At 62.4% G+C, this 17,179-nt stretch carries 12 protein-coding genes; 2 read left to right on the forward strand and 10 right to left on the reverse strand.

Annotated elements, in window-relative coordinates:
* The first annotated feature begins 1 nt into the window (after position 1).
* Positions 2-1,213 carry a [FeFe] hydrogenase H-cluster maturation GTPase HydF gene (hydF, locus tag HMPREF0762_RS07175; protein WP_006362925.1) on the forward strand — a complete coding sequence of 404 codons (1,212 nt, stop codon included), beginning with the start codon at positions 2-4 and terminating at the stop codon, positions 1,211-1,213.
* On the opposite strand, the gene HMPREF0762_RS07180 is transcribed toward hydF, so the two are convergent.
* The 6 genes from HMPREF0762_RS07180 to HMPREF0762_RS07205 all read right to left on the reverse strand — a co-directional run bounded on the left by HMPREF0762_RS07180 (position 1,210) and on the right by HMPREF0762_RS07205 (position 9,532).
* Entirely contained in the window at positions 1,210-3,426 is a 2,217-nt protein-coding gene (locus tag HMPREF0762_RS07180; protein WP_006362926.1) for an oxidoreductase, read from the reverse strand. The two genes, hydF and HMPREF0762_RS07180, sit on opposite strands and share 4 nt — an antisense overlap.
* A 591-nt stretch (positions 3,427-4,017) precedes the next feature.
* A complete protein-coding gene (locus HMPREF0762_RS07185) occupies positions 4,018-5,442 on the reverse strand; it encodes a radical SAM protein (RefSeq protein WP_006362930.1) in 1,425 nt (474 codons plus the stop codon).
* A 192-nt stretch (positions 5,443-5,634) separates the two neighbouring features.
* Positions 5,635-6,843: an NADP-dependent isocitrate dehydrogenase gene (locus tag HMPREF0762_RS07190; protein ID WP_174222058.1), complete on the reverse strand. Its 1,209-nt coding sequence runs from the start codon at positions 6,841-6,843 to the stop codon at positions 5,635-5,637.
* Positions 6,844-7,131: 288 nt separating this feature from the next.
* A complete protein-coding gene (locus HMPREF0762_RS07195; RefSeq protein ID WP_006362932.1) occupies positions 7,132-7,584 on the reverse strand; it encodes a glycoside hydrolase family 43 C-terminal domain-containing protein in 453 nt (150 codons plus the stop codon).
* A 209-nt stretch (positions 7,585-7,793) separates the two neighbouring features.
* Positions 7,794-8,222, reverse strand: a complete 429-nt coding sequence (locus HMPREF0762_RS07200; protein ID WP_006362933.1) for a hypothetical protein — start codon at positions 8,220-8,222, stop codon at positions 7,794-7,796.
* Positions 8,222-9,532 carry a phenylacetate--CoA ligase family protein gene (locus HMPREF0762_RS07205; protein ID WP_006362934.1) on the reverse strand — a complete coding sequence of 437 codons (1,311 nt, stop codon included), beginning with the start codon at positions 9,530-9,532 and terminating at the stop codon, positions 8,222-8,224. Before HMPREF0762_RS07205 ends, HMPREF0762_RS07200 begins: the two co-directional genes overlap by 1 nt.
* Before the next feature lie 162 nt (positions 9,533-9,694).
* On the opposite strand from HMPREF0762_RS07205, the gene HMPREF0762_RS07210 reads away from it, so the two are divergent.
* Complete coding sequence (locus tag HMPREF0762_RS07210) at positions 9,695-11,413, forward strand: AAA family ATPase (protein ID WP_245935530.1); 1,719 nt, start codon at positions 9,695-9,697, stop codon at positions 11,411-11,413.
* Positions 11,414-11,595: 182 nt separating this feature from the next.
* Here HMPREF0762_RS07210 and HMPREF0762_RS07215 read toward each other — a convergent pair whose 3' ends face one another.
* From HMPREF0762_RS07215 to HMPREF0762_RS07235, 4 genes are all read right to left on the reverse strand, one after another.
* Complete coding sequence (locus tag HMPREF0762_RS07215) at positions 11,596-11,883, reverse strand: hypothetical protein (protein ID WP_006362936.1); 288 nt, start codon at positions 11,881-11,883, stop codon at positions 11,596-11,598.
* Between the two features lie 293 nt (positions 11,884-12,176).
* Positions 12,177-13,283 carry a DUF4190 domain-containing protein gene (locus HMPREF0762_RS07225; protein ID WP_006362938.1) on the reverse strand — a complete coding sequence of 369 codons (1,107 nt, stop codon included), beginning with the start codon at positions 13,281-13,283 and terminating at the stop codon, positions 12,177-12,179.
* A gap of 190 nt (positions 13,284-13,473) precedes the next feature.
* Positions 13,474-15,237, reverse strand: a complete 1,764-nt coding sequence (gene thrS / locus HMPREF0762_RS07230; RefSeq protein WP_006362940.1) for a threonine--tRNA ligase — start codon at positions 15,235-15,237, stop codon at positions 13,474-13,476.
* A gap of 326 nt (positions 15,238-15,563) precedes the next feature.
* A complete protein-coding gene (locus HMPREF0762_RS07235) occupies positions 15,564-17,120 on the reverse strand; it encodes a helix-turn-helix transcriptional regulator (RefSeq protein ID WP_115314246.1) in 1,557 nt (518 codons plus the stop codon).
* Positions 17,121-17,179 lie beyond the last annotated feature (59 nt).

The following is a 17,179-nucleotide window of genomic DNA, read 5'->3' on the forward strand; positions in this document are numbered from 1 at the left end:
TATGGGATTGAACGGCGCGACGAGCGGCGAACGGATCCACATCGGATTCTTCGGCGCGTGCAACGCAGGCAAGTCGAGCTTGGTCAATGCGGTCGTCGGACAGGACCTTGCCGTGGTTTCGGAGGTGGCCGGCACGACGACCGATCCGGTGCGCAAGGCCATGGAGCTCGCGCCCTTGGGACCCGTGCTCATCATCGACACGCCCGGTATGGACGATGAGGGAGAGCTCGGAGCCCTGCGCGTCAGGAAGGCGCGCCGTGTGCTCGATTCGACCGATGCGGCCGTGCTCGTGGCGGATAGCGTCACGGGGCTTTCGGATGCCGATCGCACGCTCGTAGGCCTGTTCGAAGAGCGAGGCGTTCCGTATGCGATCGTCATGGGCAAGTGCGACCTCGTGGGCGAACAAGAGCCGAAGATGTCTTTGGAGGCGAACGCGAACCCGCCGCATGGGCGCCTGTTCGCAAGCGCCTTGATGGGAACGGGCGTCCACGAGCTCAAGGAGCTCATCGGCACGATCGCCGCCGGCGCGAAGGAACCCCGGCGCGTGGTGGGCGACCTGCTCGAACCCTGCGACGACGTCGTGCTCGTGGTTCCTATCGACGCCGCGGCGCCCAAGGGCCGGCTCATCCTCCCCCAGCAGATGACCATACGCGACGTGCTCGATGCCGGGGCGCATGCGCACGTGACGCGCGAGACCGAGCTTGCGTCCATGATGGACACGCTCGCGCATCCGCCGCGCCTGGTGATCACCGACTCCCAGGCGTTTCGCCATGTGTCCCGCATCATACCCGAGGATATCCCCCTCACATCGTTCTCGATCCTGATGGCACGATACAAGGGCGATCTTGATGCGCAGGTCGCAGGCGCACGCGCGCTCGATGGGCTCGAAAACGGCGATGCGGTGCTGATCTCGGAGGGCTGCACGCACCATCGTCAATGCGAGGACATCGGCACGGTGAAGCTCCCGGGGTGGATTCGCGACCATACGGGCCGCGACATCGACTTCTCGTTCACGTCGGGTACCGAATTCCCCGACGATCTCTCAGGCTTTCGGCTGATCGTCCACTGCGGAGGCTGCATGCTCAACGAGCGCGAGATGCACTGGCGGCTGCGCCATGCCGCCGCGCAGGGCATCCCGTGCACGAACTACGGCATGGCGATCGCCAAGATGAACGGCATCCTCGACCGCGCGCTGCGGCCGTTCGGCGCCTAGATCGCGCGGCCGGCGTCGTTGCCGGAACGGATAGCCATCGCGATATTGAAAGGAGCCGCCGCATCGCCGATCGCGTACGTCTCGACATTCGAAAGCCCGTCGATCAGCGCGGTGTTCGGCTGCATCTCCGCGCCATCGACGATGGCGTCGGCGGCGACGGCGACTTCAAGCCCCTGCCCGGTCCTGATGACGACGCATCCATCCCCGACCTCGGCGATGGATGCCTCGGGGAAGACGCGCACGCCGAGCGCATAAAGCGCCGTGGTCATGAAACGCATCGCGTGCTGCGACTGCTGCATGTCGAGCTCCTCGTTCTTGCCGGCCGTGACCATGACGACCCTCTTCTTATGCACGGTGAGCCAGAGCGCGGCGTCGAAAGCCTGAGCGTTCGAACCCATGACGACGACGTCGTCGCCCATCTCCGTCATCATGAAATCGTCGAAGGCGACGATCGGAACGCCGAACGAGGCGTCAAGCCCGCTGTCGACGCGCACGCCGCCGCAGGCCAGCACGACCGCATCGGGTGCTTCGGACGCGATGAGGTCCGCATCGGCTTCCTGGCCCGTCTTCACGTCGACGCCGGAAATCTCGAGCTGATGCTCCAGGTACGCTTCGAGATCGGTCAGGTTCTCATGCTCGCCCTTCACGAGGTGCGCGAAGGTGAGCAGGCCGCCGAGCTTGGCATTCTTTTCGAACAGCGTCACCTTATGCCCGCGGAATGCTGCGATGCGCGCGGCCTCCATGCCGGCCGGCCCGCCGCCGATGACCATGACCCTCTTGGATGCGGAGGCTTCCGGAAGTTCGTAAGAGGCAGGGCCGCCCTCGCGCATGACGCGCTGGGTGAGGGCGTTCACGCGGCAGTAGCCCATCATCGCGTTAAGCTGGTTGCTGCCGATATGGCAGTGCAGGCAGCGCGTGCAGGGAGCGATTTCGTCGATCTTGCCGTCACGCAGCTTGTTGACGTAGTCGGGGTCGACCGTCAGCGGACGGTTCATGATATAGAAGTCGACCTTGCCGTCGGCGAGCGCCTGCTCGAAGAAGTCGGGAGCATGCGCCGGATCCATGTAGGTGACCGTGCCGACAGGAATCTTCAGCTGCTGCTTGTATTCGGCGACGACGTCGAGCAGCATGCCTGCGCCGCTGTGATCTCCGATGAGCCTGCCTTCCCAGTGACGGTTGAAATCCCACTGCGTGCCATAGCCTGTCGCGCCCTCGATGCCGTTCAGGATGAAGTACAGATCGCTGCCGAACTGGCAAGGATGGTTACCTAAAGGACCTAGGCGCAGATGCATGGCGTCCGCGCCGGCGGCTTCGAAGAGCTTCGCGAACTCGATGCCCTCTGCCGTGCCGGTCACGAGGTTATGAGGCGTGGTCAGCGTGTTGTCGAGATTCATAAGCGTCGCGTTGTTGGTGAGGTTGTCGTTCTCCTCGATGCAGTCGATCAGGACCTGGACGTTGAAATCGTCGCCGCAGGCCTGCTTGATCTTCGTGATGCACTCGGTGACGAAACGCGCGCGGTTCTCGATGCTTCCGCCGTAGTCGTCGGTGCGCGTGTTATGGAAACGCGACAGAAACATCTCGCCCTGGTTGAAACCGGCGGCGTTGATTTCGATCGCTTCGAAGCCCATCTCTTTGAGCGCTTTGGCGACGGTCACTCCGGCATCCTCGATGGCCTGGATCGTGGCGACGTCCATGTCGGCCTCGGCGACGGACGTGCCGAAGACGGCCCATTGATAGCCCAGATGAACACCGTACTCTGCACAGGCTGCCACGAGCGACTTACCGAGCTCGATGGCTTCCGCGGAAAGTCCGCTGCCGTCGGACGGGAAGGAAAACGCCTCCCCCTCGATCCAGATGAGCTCGACGCCGCCCTTGGCGAAGTTGACGTAGTACTGGATGAGTTCGTCGGCCACGCCGGACAGATAGCAGGCGGAGCCGGCGGCGGACTTCACCATGCGGTTCGAGATCTCCATCGAGCCGATGGAAATCGGCGAGAAGAGCGTCTTGAAGTCGGTCGTGTTGCTGCGATAGTCGTAATCCTGCGGGTTGATGCGCGCAGTATAGAGCAGATCCTCGTCCGCAGGCGCAGTAGACCCGGCCACGCCGGTCTTAGCCCCATCAGAACCATCCGAGCAGCCGACCAGACCGGCCCCTGCGGCGGCGACGCCTGCGATGCCGACGCCTGCAAGAAAATTACGACGTGAAAGATCCATGGTGCTCCCCCTTTTTGGAAAAGTCCGCGCGCATCGCGGGATACGCGAGACCGGCAACGCCCGAGAGAGCGGAATTCCCGCGCATTCGATTCCCGTGCGCGGAAGCGCATCCCCCCTGCGTGCCGCTCCCCTTCGGCAACATTGCGCGACCGGTCCCCTCGACCGGCATGATGAGATTCTATGCGGATGCGAGAGGAATAGGAACTACCGAGTTCTTATCGAGTCATAAGAGAATCGTATGGCTCTGCTGAAAAGCACGATATGGGCGAAGCGCGCGTAATGAGCGTGCTCTATAGGCATCGGCAAGGCGGCCATGCATTGAGCCGGGGAATACCCGTATGCACCATTGATACCGAGATTCGTGCAGATACGCCTCAATGCGCCGACCCGGCGGGGATGCGCGTGCTCAAACAGTCCTGAGCTCGCGCGAACGCGCCACCGGCGCGTTCGGCTCGTGCGGAACTGCGCGCGTCGCATTCCCCGCTGGGTCGGCGCTTGTATGAACGCATCGGGCCCATTCCCTATCGAACCGGCATCTCTGTACCTATGAGCAGCCCAAACGCATCCCCGCCGTGCCGATGCACAATTCGCCTACCTCTGCGTGCCGTCTCCGAACAAGAGCTCGTGCTCAGGGCCGGAAAGCGCATCGCGCGCCTGATCGCGCAGGTTGTTCATGCCGCTCAGGAATTGGCGGTACATCACCACGGTCAGATACCGCCCCTTCGGCGTAAGCGTCAGCTCTTCCTCATCGTCGGTCGCGAAAGCTCCGTTCAGACGCATGAATGCCATCTCGGCCGGAAGCCCGCGCTCGATGCTGATGCCGAAATCTCTTTTGAACTGGCGTTTATCGAGCCGCAGCTGATAGAGCTGCAGCAGGAAACGGTACCGCATCAGATCGCGCGCACCCATCCTGCTCTTGCCCATGAGCGGCATGCGGCCCGCGGCGATGGCTTCGTTGTATTCCTCGATGCTGAAGGTGTTCACGTAAATGCATCCGTCAAGACACGAGATGGATCCGCTGCCGATGGCGGGATACTGCTCGCATGACACCTGGAATTCATCGAGGCGCGCTGCCGACATGGGTTCCGCCGCCCCCATTGCGTCGTCTTCTTTCCCTCGAACTGCCGCATGCACTGCGGCGTCAACCGAGGACGACGCGCGGTCGGGCGCCGCTTCAACCGCCGCGGCGTCTGCGCCGTTGCGCGTGAAGGTCCAGAGCGTCGTACGCTTGAACAGAGGATCTTCGCCACCTGCCAGAACGCCGTCGATCAGATGGTAGTAGCGGCGCTCGCGGTCGTAATCCATCGAGCCCAAGGTCTCCGTCATCTTGCGCGTGGTCGCGCTCGACACGTAGAGCGGCGAGAACGTGGTCTGGCGGCATCCGCACGTCGCGATCTTCTCAAGGTCGCTGATCAGGATCTCTTCGGTCTGCGAAGGGAAATTGAAGATCATATCCACGTTGAGCGAGTCGAAATACGGTATGGCCTCGGCGATGCGCTCGAGGATTTCGTCGCCGCTGCCATACTTCTTGTAGCGATCCATCTGCTTGAGCAGGCCGTCGTCGAAGCTCTGGACGCCGACCGACAGACGCTGCACGCGTCCGCGCAGCTTGTCGAGATACGGCTGGGCCAGATGGTTCGGATTCGTCTCAGTGCCCACGTCTTCGATATGGAATGCATCGCGCGCCAGATCGATGGTTTCGCACAGTTCGTCGAGCATGATCGTGGGCGTGCCGCCGCCGATGTACAGGTCGTGGAAGTCGTAGCCCAGATCCTTCAGCATGAGCATTTCCTTGCGCATGCTCTCGAAGTACGGGCGCGCCACCTTCTCGTCGAACCGATAGCGATTGAAGCTGCAGAACGGGCAGAGACGCTGGCAGAACGGCACATGCATGTACAGCATGTAACGTTGGCCGGGCTTCGCCTCGGGAATGCGGGATTCAGGAGCAGGAACCATCGCAAGGTGATTCTTCGTCATCCTATGGATGATCTTGGTCAAAACACGTTCGGAAAGCATGCGGGCTCCTCATGTAAAACGCGCCCCGGAGGGCGCGTCGTTGCGTCGTGCATAGTGCGGTGTTGTCATTCTAAAACCACATGCGTCGATTGGGAGCAACAATCTCGTATCGAATGGACCTCATGCCCGCGCGTATGGGAATCGTGCAGATGAACAAGCCGATAGGAATGCCGGAGGCCCTAGGGCCTCAACCTACAGGCGGCCCTTCAGATCCTCTGCGACGGCCTTGATGAACGCACCTGTGCTGAGCTTCGTCGGATGCTCGATCGACGTGATGCGCGCAAGATCGCCGGTCATCTTCCCCGACTCGATCGTGGCGACCGTCGCCTGCTCGAGCGCGTCGGCGAAAGCCGCGAGGTCGGCCAGGCCGTCGAGCTCGGCACGCTTGCGCAGGGCTCCCGTCCACGCGAAGATCGTGGCCACCGAATTCGTGGACGTCTCTTCGCCCGCGAGATGCTTGTAGTAATGGCGCTGGACCGTGCCGTGCGCGGCCTCGTATTCCCAATAGCCGTGAGGAGACGCGAGCACCGAGGTCATCATCGCGAGCGATCCGAACGCCGACGAGACCATGTCGCTCATCACGTCGCCGTCGTAGTTCTTGCAGGCCCAGATGAAGCCGCCCTCCGCCTTCATGACGCGCGCCACGGCATCGTCGATGAGCGTGTAGAAGTACTCGATGCCGGCCGCTTCGAAGCGTGCGGCGTAATCGGCATCGAAGATTTCCTGGAAGATATCCTTGAAGCGATGGTCGTAGGTCTTGGAGATGGTGTCCTTCGTGGCGAACCAGACGTCCTGGCTCGTGGCGAGCGCGAAGTCGAAGCAGGCCCGCGCGAAGCTTTCGATGGAAGCATCCAGGTTATGCATGCCTTCGACCACGCCAGGCTCCGTGAACTCGTGCACGAGCCGGCGCGTCTCGGTGCCGTCGGACGCGGTGTAGACGAGCTCGACCGTGCCGGGGCCGGGGATGCGCATCTCGGCATCCCGATAGACATCGCCGTACGCATGACGCGCGAGCGTGATCGGGCGCACCCAGTTCTTGACGCACGGATCGATGCCGCGCACCACGATGGGCGCACGGAAGACGGTGCCGTCGAGCATCGCGCGAATGGTGCCGTTCGGGCTCTTCCACATGCGTTTCAGGTCGTATTCCTCGACGCGGGCCGCATTCGGCGTGATGGTCGCGCACTTGACCGCGACGCCCAGGCGCTTGGTCGCCTCGGCGGAATCCACGGTGACCTGATCGTCGGTCTCGTCGCGATGCGCAAGGCCGAGATCGTAATATTCGGTCTTGAGATCGACGAACGGGCAGATGAGCTCGTCTTTGATCATCTGCCACATGATGCGGGTCATCTCGTCGCCGTCCATCTCGACGAGCGGCGTGGTCATCTGGATCTTGGTCATGCGCGTATCCCCTCCGAACAGAGCCTGAAGCATACCGAGGCATTGTACCGCGAGACCGCGAACGGCTTCCATGGCGCGAAGGCGGGAAGCATCCATCCGCGACGGAAGGAGCGCACGAATCCGCCGATACGGACCCCGGACGCACGAGGGGCGACCGACGCCAAGGCCGGCCGCCCCTCTCTATTCAAGTCGCAGAACCTTCCTGATCGGCAGAAAGGAACGCGCGACTCTTCGCCGATCGAAACCCTCTCAGGCTTCATGACGAAATGCGTGCGGTTCGTGCGCAGGTTACTTGGAAGCGCCGCCCGCGGAAGAGACTTCCTTCGGATCGCCCTTCGTGAACACGAGCGTGCTGGTCTTGTCGGTCATGGTGAGCTTGTCTCCATCGAGGGTCGCAGCCTGGGTGCTGCCGTCGATCGTGACGTCGATCTCGGTCGCGCTCTTGACGGTCCAGGTGCCCGTCATGACTTCGCCGAACAGATCGATGCTGGCCGTGCCGTCCTCGTCGAGGTTCATGAACGCATTGAGGCCCATGTCGCTCATCATCTTCATGTCGTCCTCGGTCACGGCTTCCTCGCCGGAGATGGACGAGATGTCCCACGTGCCGACGAACGGCGTCTTGTCGGCGTCGCCGCCGCCGGCACCGCCGCACGCGGTAAGTCCGAGCGCGAGCACGAGCGCCGAAACGGCGGTAAGGGCTGCCAGCAGGCCGACACGAACTTTGGTCTTGGATTCCTTCATAGCGGGAGTCTCCTCTCATAAACACTATCCCTTGGTTTCCCTCCGGTGATTTTACCTGAAAACAGATTCTTTTGAAGCTTAGGCGAGAAATGGGAGGGGAAAGGTCCCTATGGCAAGAAAAGCCGCGCGCCCATGAGACGCGCGGCTCGTTTTGCGAAGCCGGTTCTTCCCTCGCGCATCGTGCCGCCTCTCTGCGCGACGAACGAGCCCTAGGCAAGATCTTCGGACGAAAGGACCTTGAAGCCCGCAGCCTCGAGGGCGAACGCGGCTTCGGCCGCCTGGGCGCCGCCGTGGATCTTGAAGACGTCCACCGCCTGGCCTGCTTCGGTCGAGAAGCAGTATCCGTATTCGATATTCAGCCCGAGCCCGTCGAGCGCCTCGAGCAGTTCGGACAGGCCGCCCGGACGGTTCGGCACCGCTATGGCCGCGACCTTGGTCTTCGTGGCGCTGAATCCGCCTTCTCCCAACGCCTCCATGGCAGCATCGGCATCGTTGCAGATGATACGCACGAGTCCGTAGTCCGACGTCTCCGCGATCGTGAGGGCCCGCATGTCCACGCCCGCCCGGCCCAGGCAGCGGCACAAGGCCAGAAGGCGGCCTTCGCTGTTTTCAAGGAACACCGTGATCTGATCGACCATTACCGAATCCCCTCCCTCGCGTCGAAGACGCGCTTCGCCTTACCTTCGCTGCGCGGAATGCTCTTCGGCTCCACGACCTTGACCTCGATTCTAACCGACAACGCCGCCTTGAGCTTCGCTTGGATCTCGCGCTGGAGACGCTGGACCGCGGCGATGGAATCGAGCGCGAACCCGGGATCGGCCTCGATCTTGAGCGTCACGACATCAAGCGACTTCACGGTCTCCAGTTCGATCCGATACCACGACGACGCATCGGGAATGGTCTTGACGACGTCTTCGATCTGGCTCGGGAAGACGTTCACGCCGCGAATGACGAGCATGTCGTCGGTGCGGCCGTGCAGGCGGTCGATACGGCGATGCGTACGTCCGCAGGCGCAGGCTCCGGGAATGATGCGCGTGATGTCGCGCGTGCGATAGCGCACGACGGGACTCGCCTCGCGATCGACCGTCGTGATGACGAGCTCGCCCCATTCGCCGTCGGGCAGATTCTTCCCGGTGACCGGATCGATGACTTCGGCATAGAAGTGATCCTCGGCCAGATGCAGGCCGGTCTGCTCCCAGCATTCGATCGCGACGCCCGGACCCATGGTTTCGGTCAGGCCGTACACGTCGAGCACCTTGTATCCGAGCTTTCGCTCGAGTTCGGCGCGCAGGGAATCGCTGAAAGGCTCGGCGCCGTGGATGCCGGCGCGCAGATGGAATTCCTCGGAAGGATCGATGCCCGCCTCGAGGGCGGTGTCGGCGATGTGCATCGCGTAGCTGGGCGTGCAGCACATGATGGTGGTGCCGAGATCCTTGAGCAGACAAATCTGGCGCTCGGTGTTGCCCGAGGACGCGGGGATGACCGCAGCTTCCGAATGCTGGCTGCCGTAATGGGCACCCAGTCCGCCGGTGAACAGGCCGTATCCGTAATTCACCTGAACGACATCGTCTGCGCCGCCGCCGGCGTAGACGATGCCGCGTCCGAAGCATTCCGCCCAGATCTCCAGATCGCGCTGCGTATAGGCCGCAAGCGTCGCGACCCCGGTCGTGCCGGAGGACAGATGGATCTCGCGCACCTCGCTGCGCGGCACGGCGAGCATGCCGTACGGGTAGTTGTCGCGCAGGTCCTGCTTGCCGACGAACGGAGCGCGCCCGAGGTCGTCGAGCGATTCGACGGAATACGGGTCGAAGCCCGCTTCGTCGTACGCCTTCTTGTAGTACGGAATGTTCTCGTAGCAGCGTGCCACGGTCTTCTTGATTCCCTCGAGCTGGATCCCTTCGATCCGCTCATGCGGCATCGTCAGGATATCCCCCTGGTTCGCATCCATCGCGTCGCCTTCCTTCGATTCTGATTCGACGCATTTCGTGCGTCGATGGCGTGATGATAGGGCTTTCCCGCACACCCTGTTCGGTGCCTCTATGAGAATCGCTGGTTTCTCGGTATAGTTTCCTATACTCTATTTCAAATAGAATTTTCGAACGGAAACCGCGTGCGTCATCGGCGCATCGATATCGGCATGAAGCAGCCGGGCGACACGCCTTTCGACCAGAACGCCGATTGCGATGGGTTCGCCCATCCGACGGATTCCTTCGGCGTCGATCACAGGAAGCGAGCGACGATGGACAAGGCATTGCTGGGACGAAGGCTCCTTGCGCTGCGCATGCGCGCGGGGCTTTCCCAAGATGCGTGCGGCGCGGCCGTCGGCATCACGGGAAAGGCCGTCTCCAGGTGGGAGCGGGGCGCGTCGTACCCGAGCATGGATGCGCTCGTGCGCCTGGCCGACCTGTACGGCATGAGCCTGGCCGAACTGTTCGACGGACAGGCATCGCGCGAAGGATCGAACATCGCGACCATCGCCGTCACCGGAGGTCCGTGTGCCGGGAAGACGACCGCCATACCCGTGCTCGCGCATGAGCTCGAGGTGCGCGGATATCGGGTCGTCACGCTTCCGGAAGCGGCGACGCTCCTGATGGAAACGGGCATGCGGCCCGGCATCGACGTATCCGAGGGCACCTTTCAAGAGCGGATCCTCGATCTGCAGCTGTCCCTGGAGCGCGCCGCCCGCATCACGCTTGAGCGCAGCGCGGATTGCAGGGCGGTCGTGCTCTGCGACCGCGGCATCATGGACGGGGCGGCCTATCTTCCTGCAATGGAATTCCCGCTCATGCTCGCGCGTGCAGGCCTTTCCGTCGATGAAGCCTTCGAACGCTACGATGCCGTCATCCATCTCGAATCGCTCGCGGCGGAGGAATCCGCAGCCTATGGGATGGAGGGCAATGCCGCGCGGCGAGAAGACGTCCTGGGTGCGCGCGCCATGGAAGAACGGATCAGGCGTGCATGGGCGGGACATCCCCACGTGTCGTTCGTGCCTGCGCGCGATGGCATGGACGCCAAGATCGGCGATGCGCTCGCATGCGTCCTTTCAGCGGCCGGATGCAGCAGGGTGCTTCCGCATCGGCGCATCTTCCTGATCAGGAAGCCGAACGAAAGCGCCCTGCTCGAACGCGTCGGAACGTATGCCGAGGATGTCGAGCAAATCCTGCTGAGGCCGGCGGGCGCGACGGAACGGGATAGAGAACGCGTTGAGAAACAGGATGGCAAACGCGCATCGAACCGGGATAACGAACGCACCGAGAAGCGAGGCGGCAAGCGCAGATCGAACCAGGGTGGCGGCCACGCATCAGAAACCCGCATCATCCTCGAGTCCCATGCAAGGCTCGAGGCGATCGCACGCGATGCGGAAGCCGGCGACGCCGGCGTACGAAGCATCGGGAGACATGAAGGCAGCAAGGCGTCGGGAACCAAGAACGTCGAAGGATCTCGGCGCGAATACTTCCGCCTGACCTGCTCGACAGACATCTATGAAGGTACCGCGCGCGAATCGTTCGACGGCGCCTGCGAGCGTTACGCCCTCGCCATCGACGGGAAGCGCTTCTGCGATCTGCACGCGTTCGCGGATCCTTCCCTGCACGAAGTTCGGCACACGCGCATCCATCTTGCCGAGGGTGCTAGGCGATACGAGGTGCGAACGTATCCGTTCCTTCCCTACCAGGCCGTCGCCATCGTCGAATGCGACGAATCGGACCTAGATGAGAAACCGGCGGACCTCATGCCGCCCTATCTGCAGCTCATCCGCGAGATAGCCCCGTCGCCGGAATCGTTTTCGACCCATGCCTTCGCCTGCGCCCTCGCGCAAGGAAGGTTCTGAAGCGGCGATCGCAGGAGGTTGATAGGGATCGTCCTCTTCCAATACGGCGACTACACGTTGAGGTTCATGCGCCTCTCCTATCGATGGAAAGATCCATGCTGAGAACGTTCGTCACCAGGAGGGCGCGGGCGAAATCCTAATTTTCCCGAACGGGAATATACCGGAGAGCTTCGTGCGCGGTTCTACGCGGCGCGGTCGGCCGCGCGCTGGGCATCGACGGCACGGTTCCTGAAGAAGATCGCCCAGTTCACAGCCAGCGCCGCAAGATTCAAGAAATAGACGGCGAGCACCCAGTTCACCATGCCTCCGACGAACTTGGCAGCGATGCCGGCAATGTATCCGAATGTGATCAGAGCGAGAAATGCCCACGACGTGCCTGCCGCCGTCTGAGCCTTGTACGCCTTTATCGCATTGATGGGCCACGAAAGCCCGAAGCACACGAGCATGATCGCCTCAAGAACCGATGCCATGGGAAACCTTCTTCCTTTTCATTCCCTGCAACGACCCACTACCCTACTCCCGACGAATCGCGTCGCGAGAAAATCCATCCAATGCGTGCAGGGAAACGCGTGATGCGCATGGAAGACGATAGGCTCGTCGACTCGGTCGCCTTCGCCCATCGTGCGAAGGATATGGAAGCCTGGCTGGCTCGCAAAGCGCCGCACGCAAGAAAAAGCCCGGCCGAAATGATTCGGCCGGGCCATAGAGCGCATATGCTTGACATCGCAGCGATCCGCGACGACGTTTCAGGATATCTCTTCCCTTAGTTTCCGCTCCCGAAGATCGCGTTGTCGATCGCGCTCTGGGTCGCTTGGTCGACCGTCCACGTGCTGCCGGACTTCGTGAGAGAGGCCGAGATGGTCGTGCTCGTCATCGGCGTTGCGCTCATGGCATCGGAGATGGCGGAGCCGACCTGGCGGTACATCTCGTCTTCATCGGCGGATGCAGCGAAGGAGCTGGCCGCTTCCCCGATCTTCTGGGCATAGACGTTGTTGAACTCGTTGTAGTCCCTGACCTGCATCGTGACCTGAGCCGTCGCCGTCATGCCGTCGGAGGAGACCGACACGTTATCGATGGAATACGAATCGCTCGCGAGCATCCAGTTGACGAAATCGGCGCCGGTCAACCCCAGCTTATCGATGCTGACGTTCGTGGACGCTTCGATGGCGCTGGCGAACGCCTGCTCGAAGAACGCGTTCTGCGTGGCGGACGTGTCCAGGTTCTCGTCGAGATACGCCTTGAGCGCATCGCGCGCGCCGTCGGCATCGGCCGAAGAGGAGCCGGACTTCGCGGCGTCGTTCGAAGAGGTCGCCGGAGCCTCCATGGTCGAAGGCGCGGAAGTGGATGCAAGCTCCTCGGTCATGCCAGGCAGAACCGAGGCCAGGAAGACCGCCGAGACGATCCAGACGATGACGCCGAGGGCGATGCCGATGCCGCCCGTCACCTTGCCGGCCGTCGCCTTGCCGTCCTTGCCGCGCTTAGACGCTTGGACGCCGAGGACGATAGCGACGATGCCGAGGACGATAGCGACGATAGGAAAGAGAACGGTCAGGATGGCCAGGATGCCGCAGACGAGCGAGCCGATGGCAAGGCCGTTGCCGCCCGATGCCGGCTGCTGCTGATACGTGCCGGCGGCCTGCTGATACGCAGGAGCATCGTTCGTCGGGGCAAACGGGGGAATGGCGGTCGTCTGAGCCTGGTCTGCGGCAGGAGCGGCGGAAGGAGCCTGCGGCATAGGCTCGGTAGCGGCGGGTGCGGCGGGCGCAACGCCCTGAGGCTCGGAAGCCGCGGGCGGAACGGAAGGAGCCTGCGCCGGCTGCTCGGGTGCTGCGCCGGGCGCCCCTTCGGGCATGCGGTTTTCGTCGGTCATAGTTCTTCCCTTCAATCGTGCGGAACGCGATCCGGTCGGCGAAGCTACCCTGCTCGCCCGGATTCGCTGAAAAGTATACCCGCTCCTGTCTCCGTTTCGCGTGCAGTTGCCCCTGAAAGGAAAATGCCCATCCGAAGAGCATCGGATGGGCGTGCGCTCGCGGACGTGCCGGTCGAATGGAAAACCGCGTTCAACCGCGGCGTTCCTCGATCTCGGCCGTCACGTCGGCGATGAATTCCCCAAGGTCGCGCTCGACCGTCTCGTTGCTGCGGTCGCGCACCGAGATGTTGCCGGCGTTCTCCTCCTTCTCGCCGAGGATCAGCATATACGGAACGCGGTCGATGCCGCGCGCCTCGCGGATCTTGTAGCCGATCTTCTCGTCGCGCTCGTCGAGCTTCGCACGAATGCCCGCCGCACGCAGGGCGTCGTAGACGCCGCGCGCGTATTCGCGATGCTTCTCGGACACCGGCAGCACCTTGACCTGGCACGGAGAAAGCCACGTCGGGAACTTGCCCGCGTACTGCTCTGTCAGCATGCCGATGAAGCGTTCGAACGAGCCGAAACCCGCGCGATGGATCATAATCGGGCGCTTCTTCATGCCGTCGGCGTCGGTGTATTCGAGCTCGAAGTTCTGCGGGAGCTGGAAGTCAAGCTGGATCGTGCCGCACTGCCAGGTGCGCCCCAGGCAGTCCTGCAGATGGAAGTCGATCTTCGGGCCGTAGAAGGCGCCGTCGCCCTCGTTCAGGATGTAGTCCACGCCCATGGCCTCGAGCGCGGCGCGCAGGCCCGCCTCGGCGAGCTCCCAATCCTCGTCGGAGCCCATGGAGTCTTCGGGGCGCGTGGAAAGCTCTACGCGATACGGGAAGCCGAACTGCTCGTAGTACGTGGAGATGAGATGCGCCGTATCGGTGACCTGCTCGGTAATCTGATCGGGGCGAATGAACAGGTGCGCGTCGTCCTGCGTGAACGCGCGCACGCGGAACAGGCCGTGCAGCGCGCCCTTGAGCTCGTGGCGGTGGTCCTTGCCGGCCTCGGCGAGCTTCAGCGGCAGATCGCGATACGAACGCGGCTTGCTCTTGTAGATCAGGCACGCGCCGGGGCAGTTCATCGGCTTGACGGCGTACTCTTCCCCATCGATCTCCGTCGTGTACATGTTCTCTTTGTAGTGGTCCCAGTGGCCGGACGTTTCCCACAGGCTCTTGTTCAGGATGATCGGGGTGTCCACCTGCTCGTACCCGTAGGCGTCCTGCATGTCCATCCAGTACTGCATGAGGGAGTTCTTCAGACGCATGCCGTTGGGAAGCCAGAACGGGAAGCCCGGGCCTTCGTCGGCCATCATGAAGAGCTCCATCTCGCGGCCGATGCGACGGTGGTCGCGCTTCTCGGCCTCGGCGACCATGCGCTCGTGCTCGGCGAGCTCTTCCTTGCTGCGGAAGGCGATGCCGTTGATGCGCGTGAGCATCTTGTTGTCTTTGTCGCCTTTCCAATACGCGCCCGACACGGCGGTCAGCTTGAACGCCTTGAGCGCCTTGGTGTAGCAGATGTGCGGGCCGACACACATGTCGATGTATTCGCCCTGCTGATAGAACGTGATGCGCGAGTCCTCGGGCAGGTCGCCGATGTGCTCGACCTTGTACTTCTCGCCGCGTTCCTCCATGAGCGCGACCGCTTCGGCGCGCGGGAGCTCGAAGACGCTGAATTTCAGGTTCTCCTTGCAGATCTTCTTCATCTCGGCTTCGATGGCGGCGAAGTCCTCTTCGGAGATTTTCGTGTCGGCGAAGTCGATGTCGTAGTAGAACCCGTTATCGGTGGCGGGACCGTAGCCGAAGTCGGCTTCGGGATACAGGCGCTTGACCGCTTGCGCCATGATGTGGGCGGCGGAGTGGCGCAGGACGTCGAGCTCTTCATCCTCGGCGCATTCGGCGACCGTTCCGTCGTTATACAGGACCTTCATGGTAACTCCCCTTGCACGTACGATGCAGCAGACGGCCTGCTGCCGGCATGCGGCGCGCTGCCGTCCGCCTCCAGGAGAGGGGACGTTGCGCGGCCGCAGCCCGACAATGACCGCACCATCTTATCCGATTTGCCGCAGACCTGGAGGAAATCGTTCCGATCGCTACGAAGGACGCAGATCCGAGAGGTTCGACCAGGCGGTGCCTGGCACGGGAGACATGCATGGTATCGAAGCTCATGACGCGACACGTACGGCCGCAAGCCCGCCGTGCCGCATCGCACGAAGCCTTAAGCTGCCTGGAGGGGCAATGAACGCGCGCGCTCCGGTCATTCGAACAAATCGATGACCTCCTGCTTGGAATGAACTCCCAGCTTCGCGTAGATATGTTTTACGTGGGAAGCGACCGTGTTCTTGGAAAGAACGAGCTGGTCACGAATATACGGCTGTGACCTGCCGCGACCAAGATAGCCCAGCACCTCCTGCTCGCGCAGGGAAAGCCCGAACTCATCCGCAAGCTGGGCGCATCGCATATCGATTTCCTCTTCATGCGTGAGGGAAGCGTCCTCGTCGCGAAGCGCGCGACCTTGCTCGGAACGCCCCGCTGAAGACTGCCCCTCCTCGTCGAGACAGGCTCTTGTGTGAGAACGAGAAACCGCAGTTCGAAACTCACCCGCACCCACGGTCTCCCAAGCCGTTCCAAACGCTGGAAAGCGAACCCGGGCATAAGTCGAAGACGATCCGGGCGGCTGGCTCTCTGTGCGTGCGAGCAGCACTTGGGAGCATGCAAGCACGCACATCAGCACGAAGGCGAGCGCGAACATGCCGTCGGGAAGCATTCTCACCGAGTCGATGGCCCGCGCACCTGCCACATTCCCGACAAGCACGCCGAGCTGTATCGAACCCAGGCATAGCCCTGCGGCGCCATACGCATCCGCAATACGCCGCTTCACGATGGCAACCAAACACAGGAGCGAAATGGCCTGCATGGCGGTATCCGCCATGGACAAGATCGTCGAAGAGGCTATCGGCATCACACGACCATCCCACGGAAAGAACGCCAAGGCAACCGTCAGCAAAGGCGCGAGCCAACGAAACAGCTCCGTGAAATCGGTGGCATGCGAGAACTGAACGAACGAGAATACGAGCACGATTCCAAGCCCTGTCCCCAGAATCGTCGGCACATCGATGCCCCAAACGAACAGGGCATCCCCCTTGACATCCTGAAAGACTCCCAAGCATCCCGTGATCGCGTAGACGACCGCGACGACCATCATGGCCCGCAGGAACCCGGCGATCGAGAGACGGACATCAGCACCGTCGTCGGAAGAGGAAGCGCCTTCATGAACAGAAGCATCCTCGATCGTCATGCTCAAGAGCGCTGCGGAGATGACGGGAAGCGATGAAACGGCCGCCATTCCGACGGCGCCGTCGAGATAGGGAAAGACCAGAGCGCCGACAAGCGGCAGAGCGGTGCTCAGGCATATCCCAAGCTCCGCCTGCCCAATGGTCAGGCGGCTCAATGCGGAGCACCACATCAGCATGAGCAGAGCCGTGCCGACGCCCGACATGGTTCCAGCGCACGCATCCACGAAACCCGCTGCGCCTTCCCCGATCGACACGGCTGAAAGCAGCGTACCCAGCACGACAAGCACCGAACCTATCCAGCCGATCGCCCTCTCATGGGAGGGACGACGACGGGAAAACCAAAGTCCGAATGCGAACAAAGCGAGCGCGACCGATACCGCAGAGGCAAGCCATGACGGGTCGGCGTTGATGCCGACCCCTTCGCGATGAGGATAGAACGCCGGCGTCTCGTACATCGCGTAGACCCATATCCACACGAACCCTATGCCGCAATGATGAAGCCTTGCCTCGCGAAGCACGATGAGACTCCTCCCTCTTGGCACGAAAGGCCTGTGCCCTGAAAACCCGCTCACCTCTT

The organism is Slackia exigua ATCC 700122 (assembly GCF_000162875.1).
In the GTDB taxonomy this organism is placed as follows: domain Bacteria; phylum Actinomycetota; class Coriobacteriia; order Coriobacteriales; family Eggerthellaceae; genus Slackia; species Slackia exigua.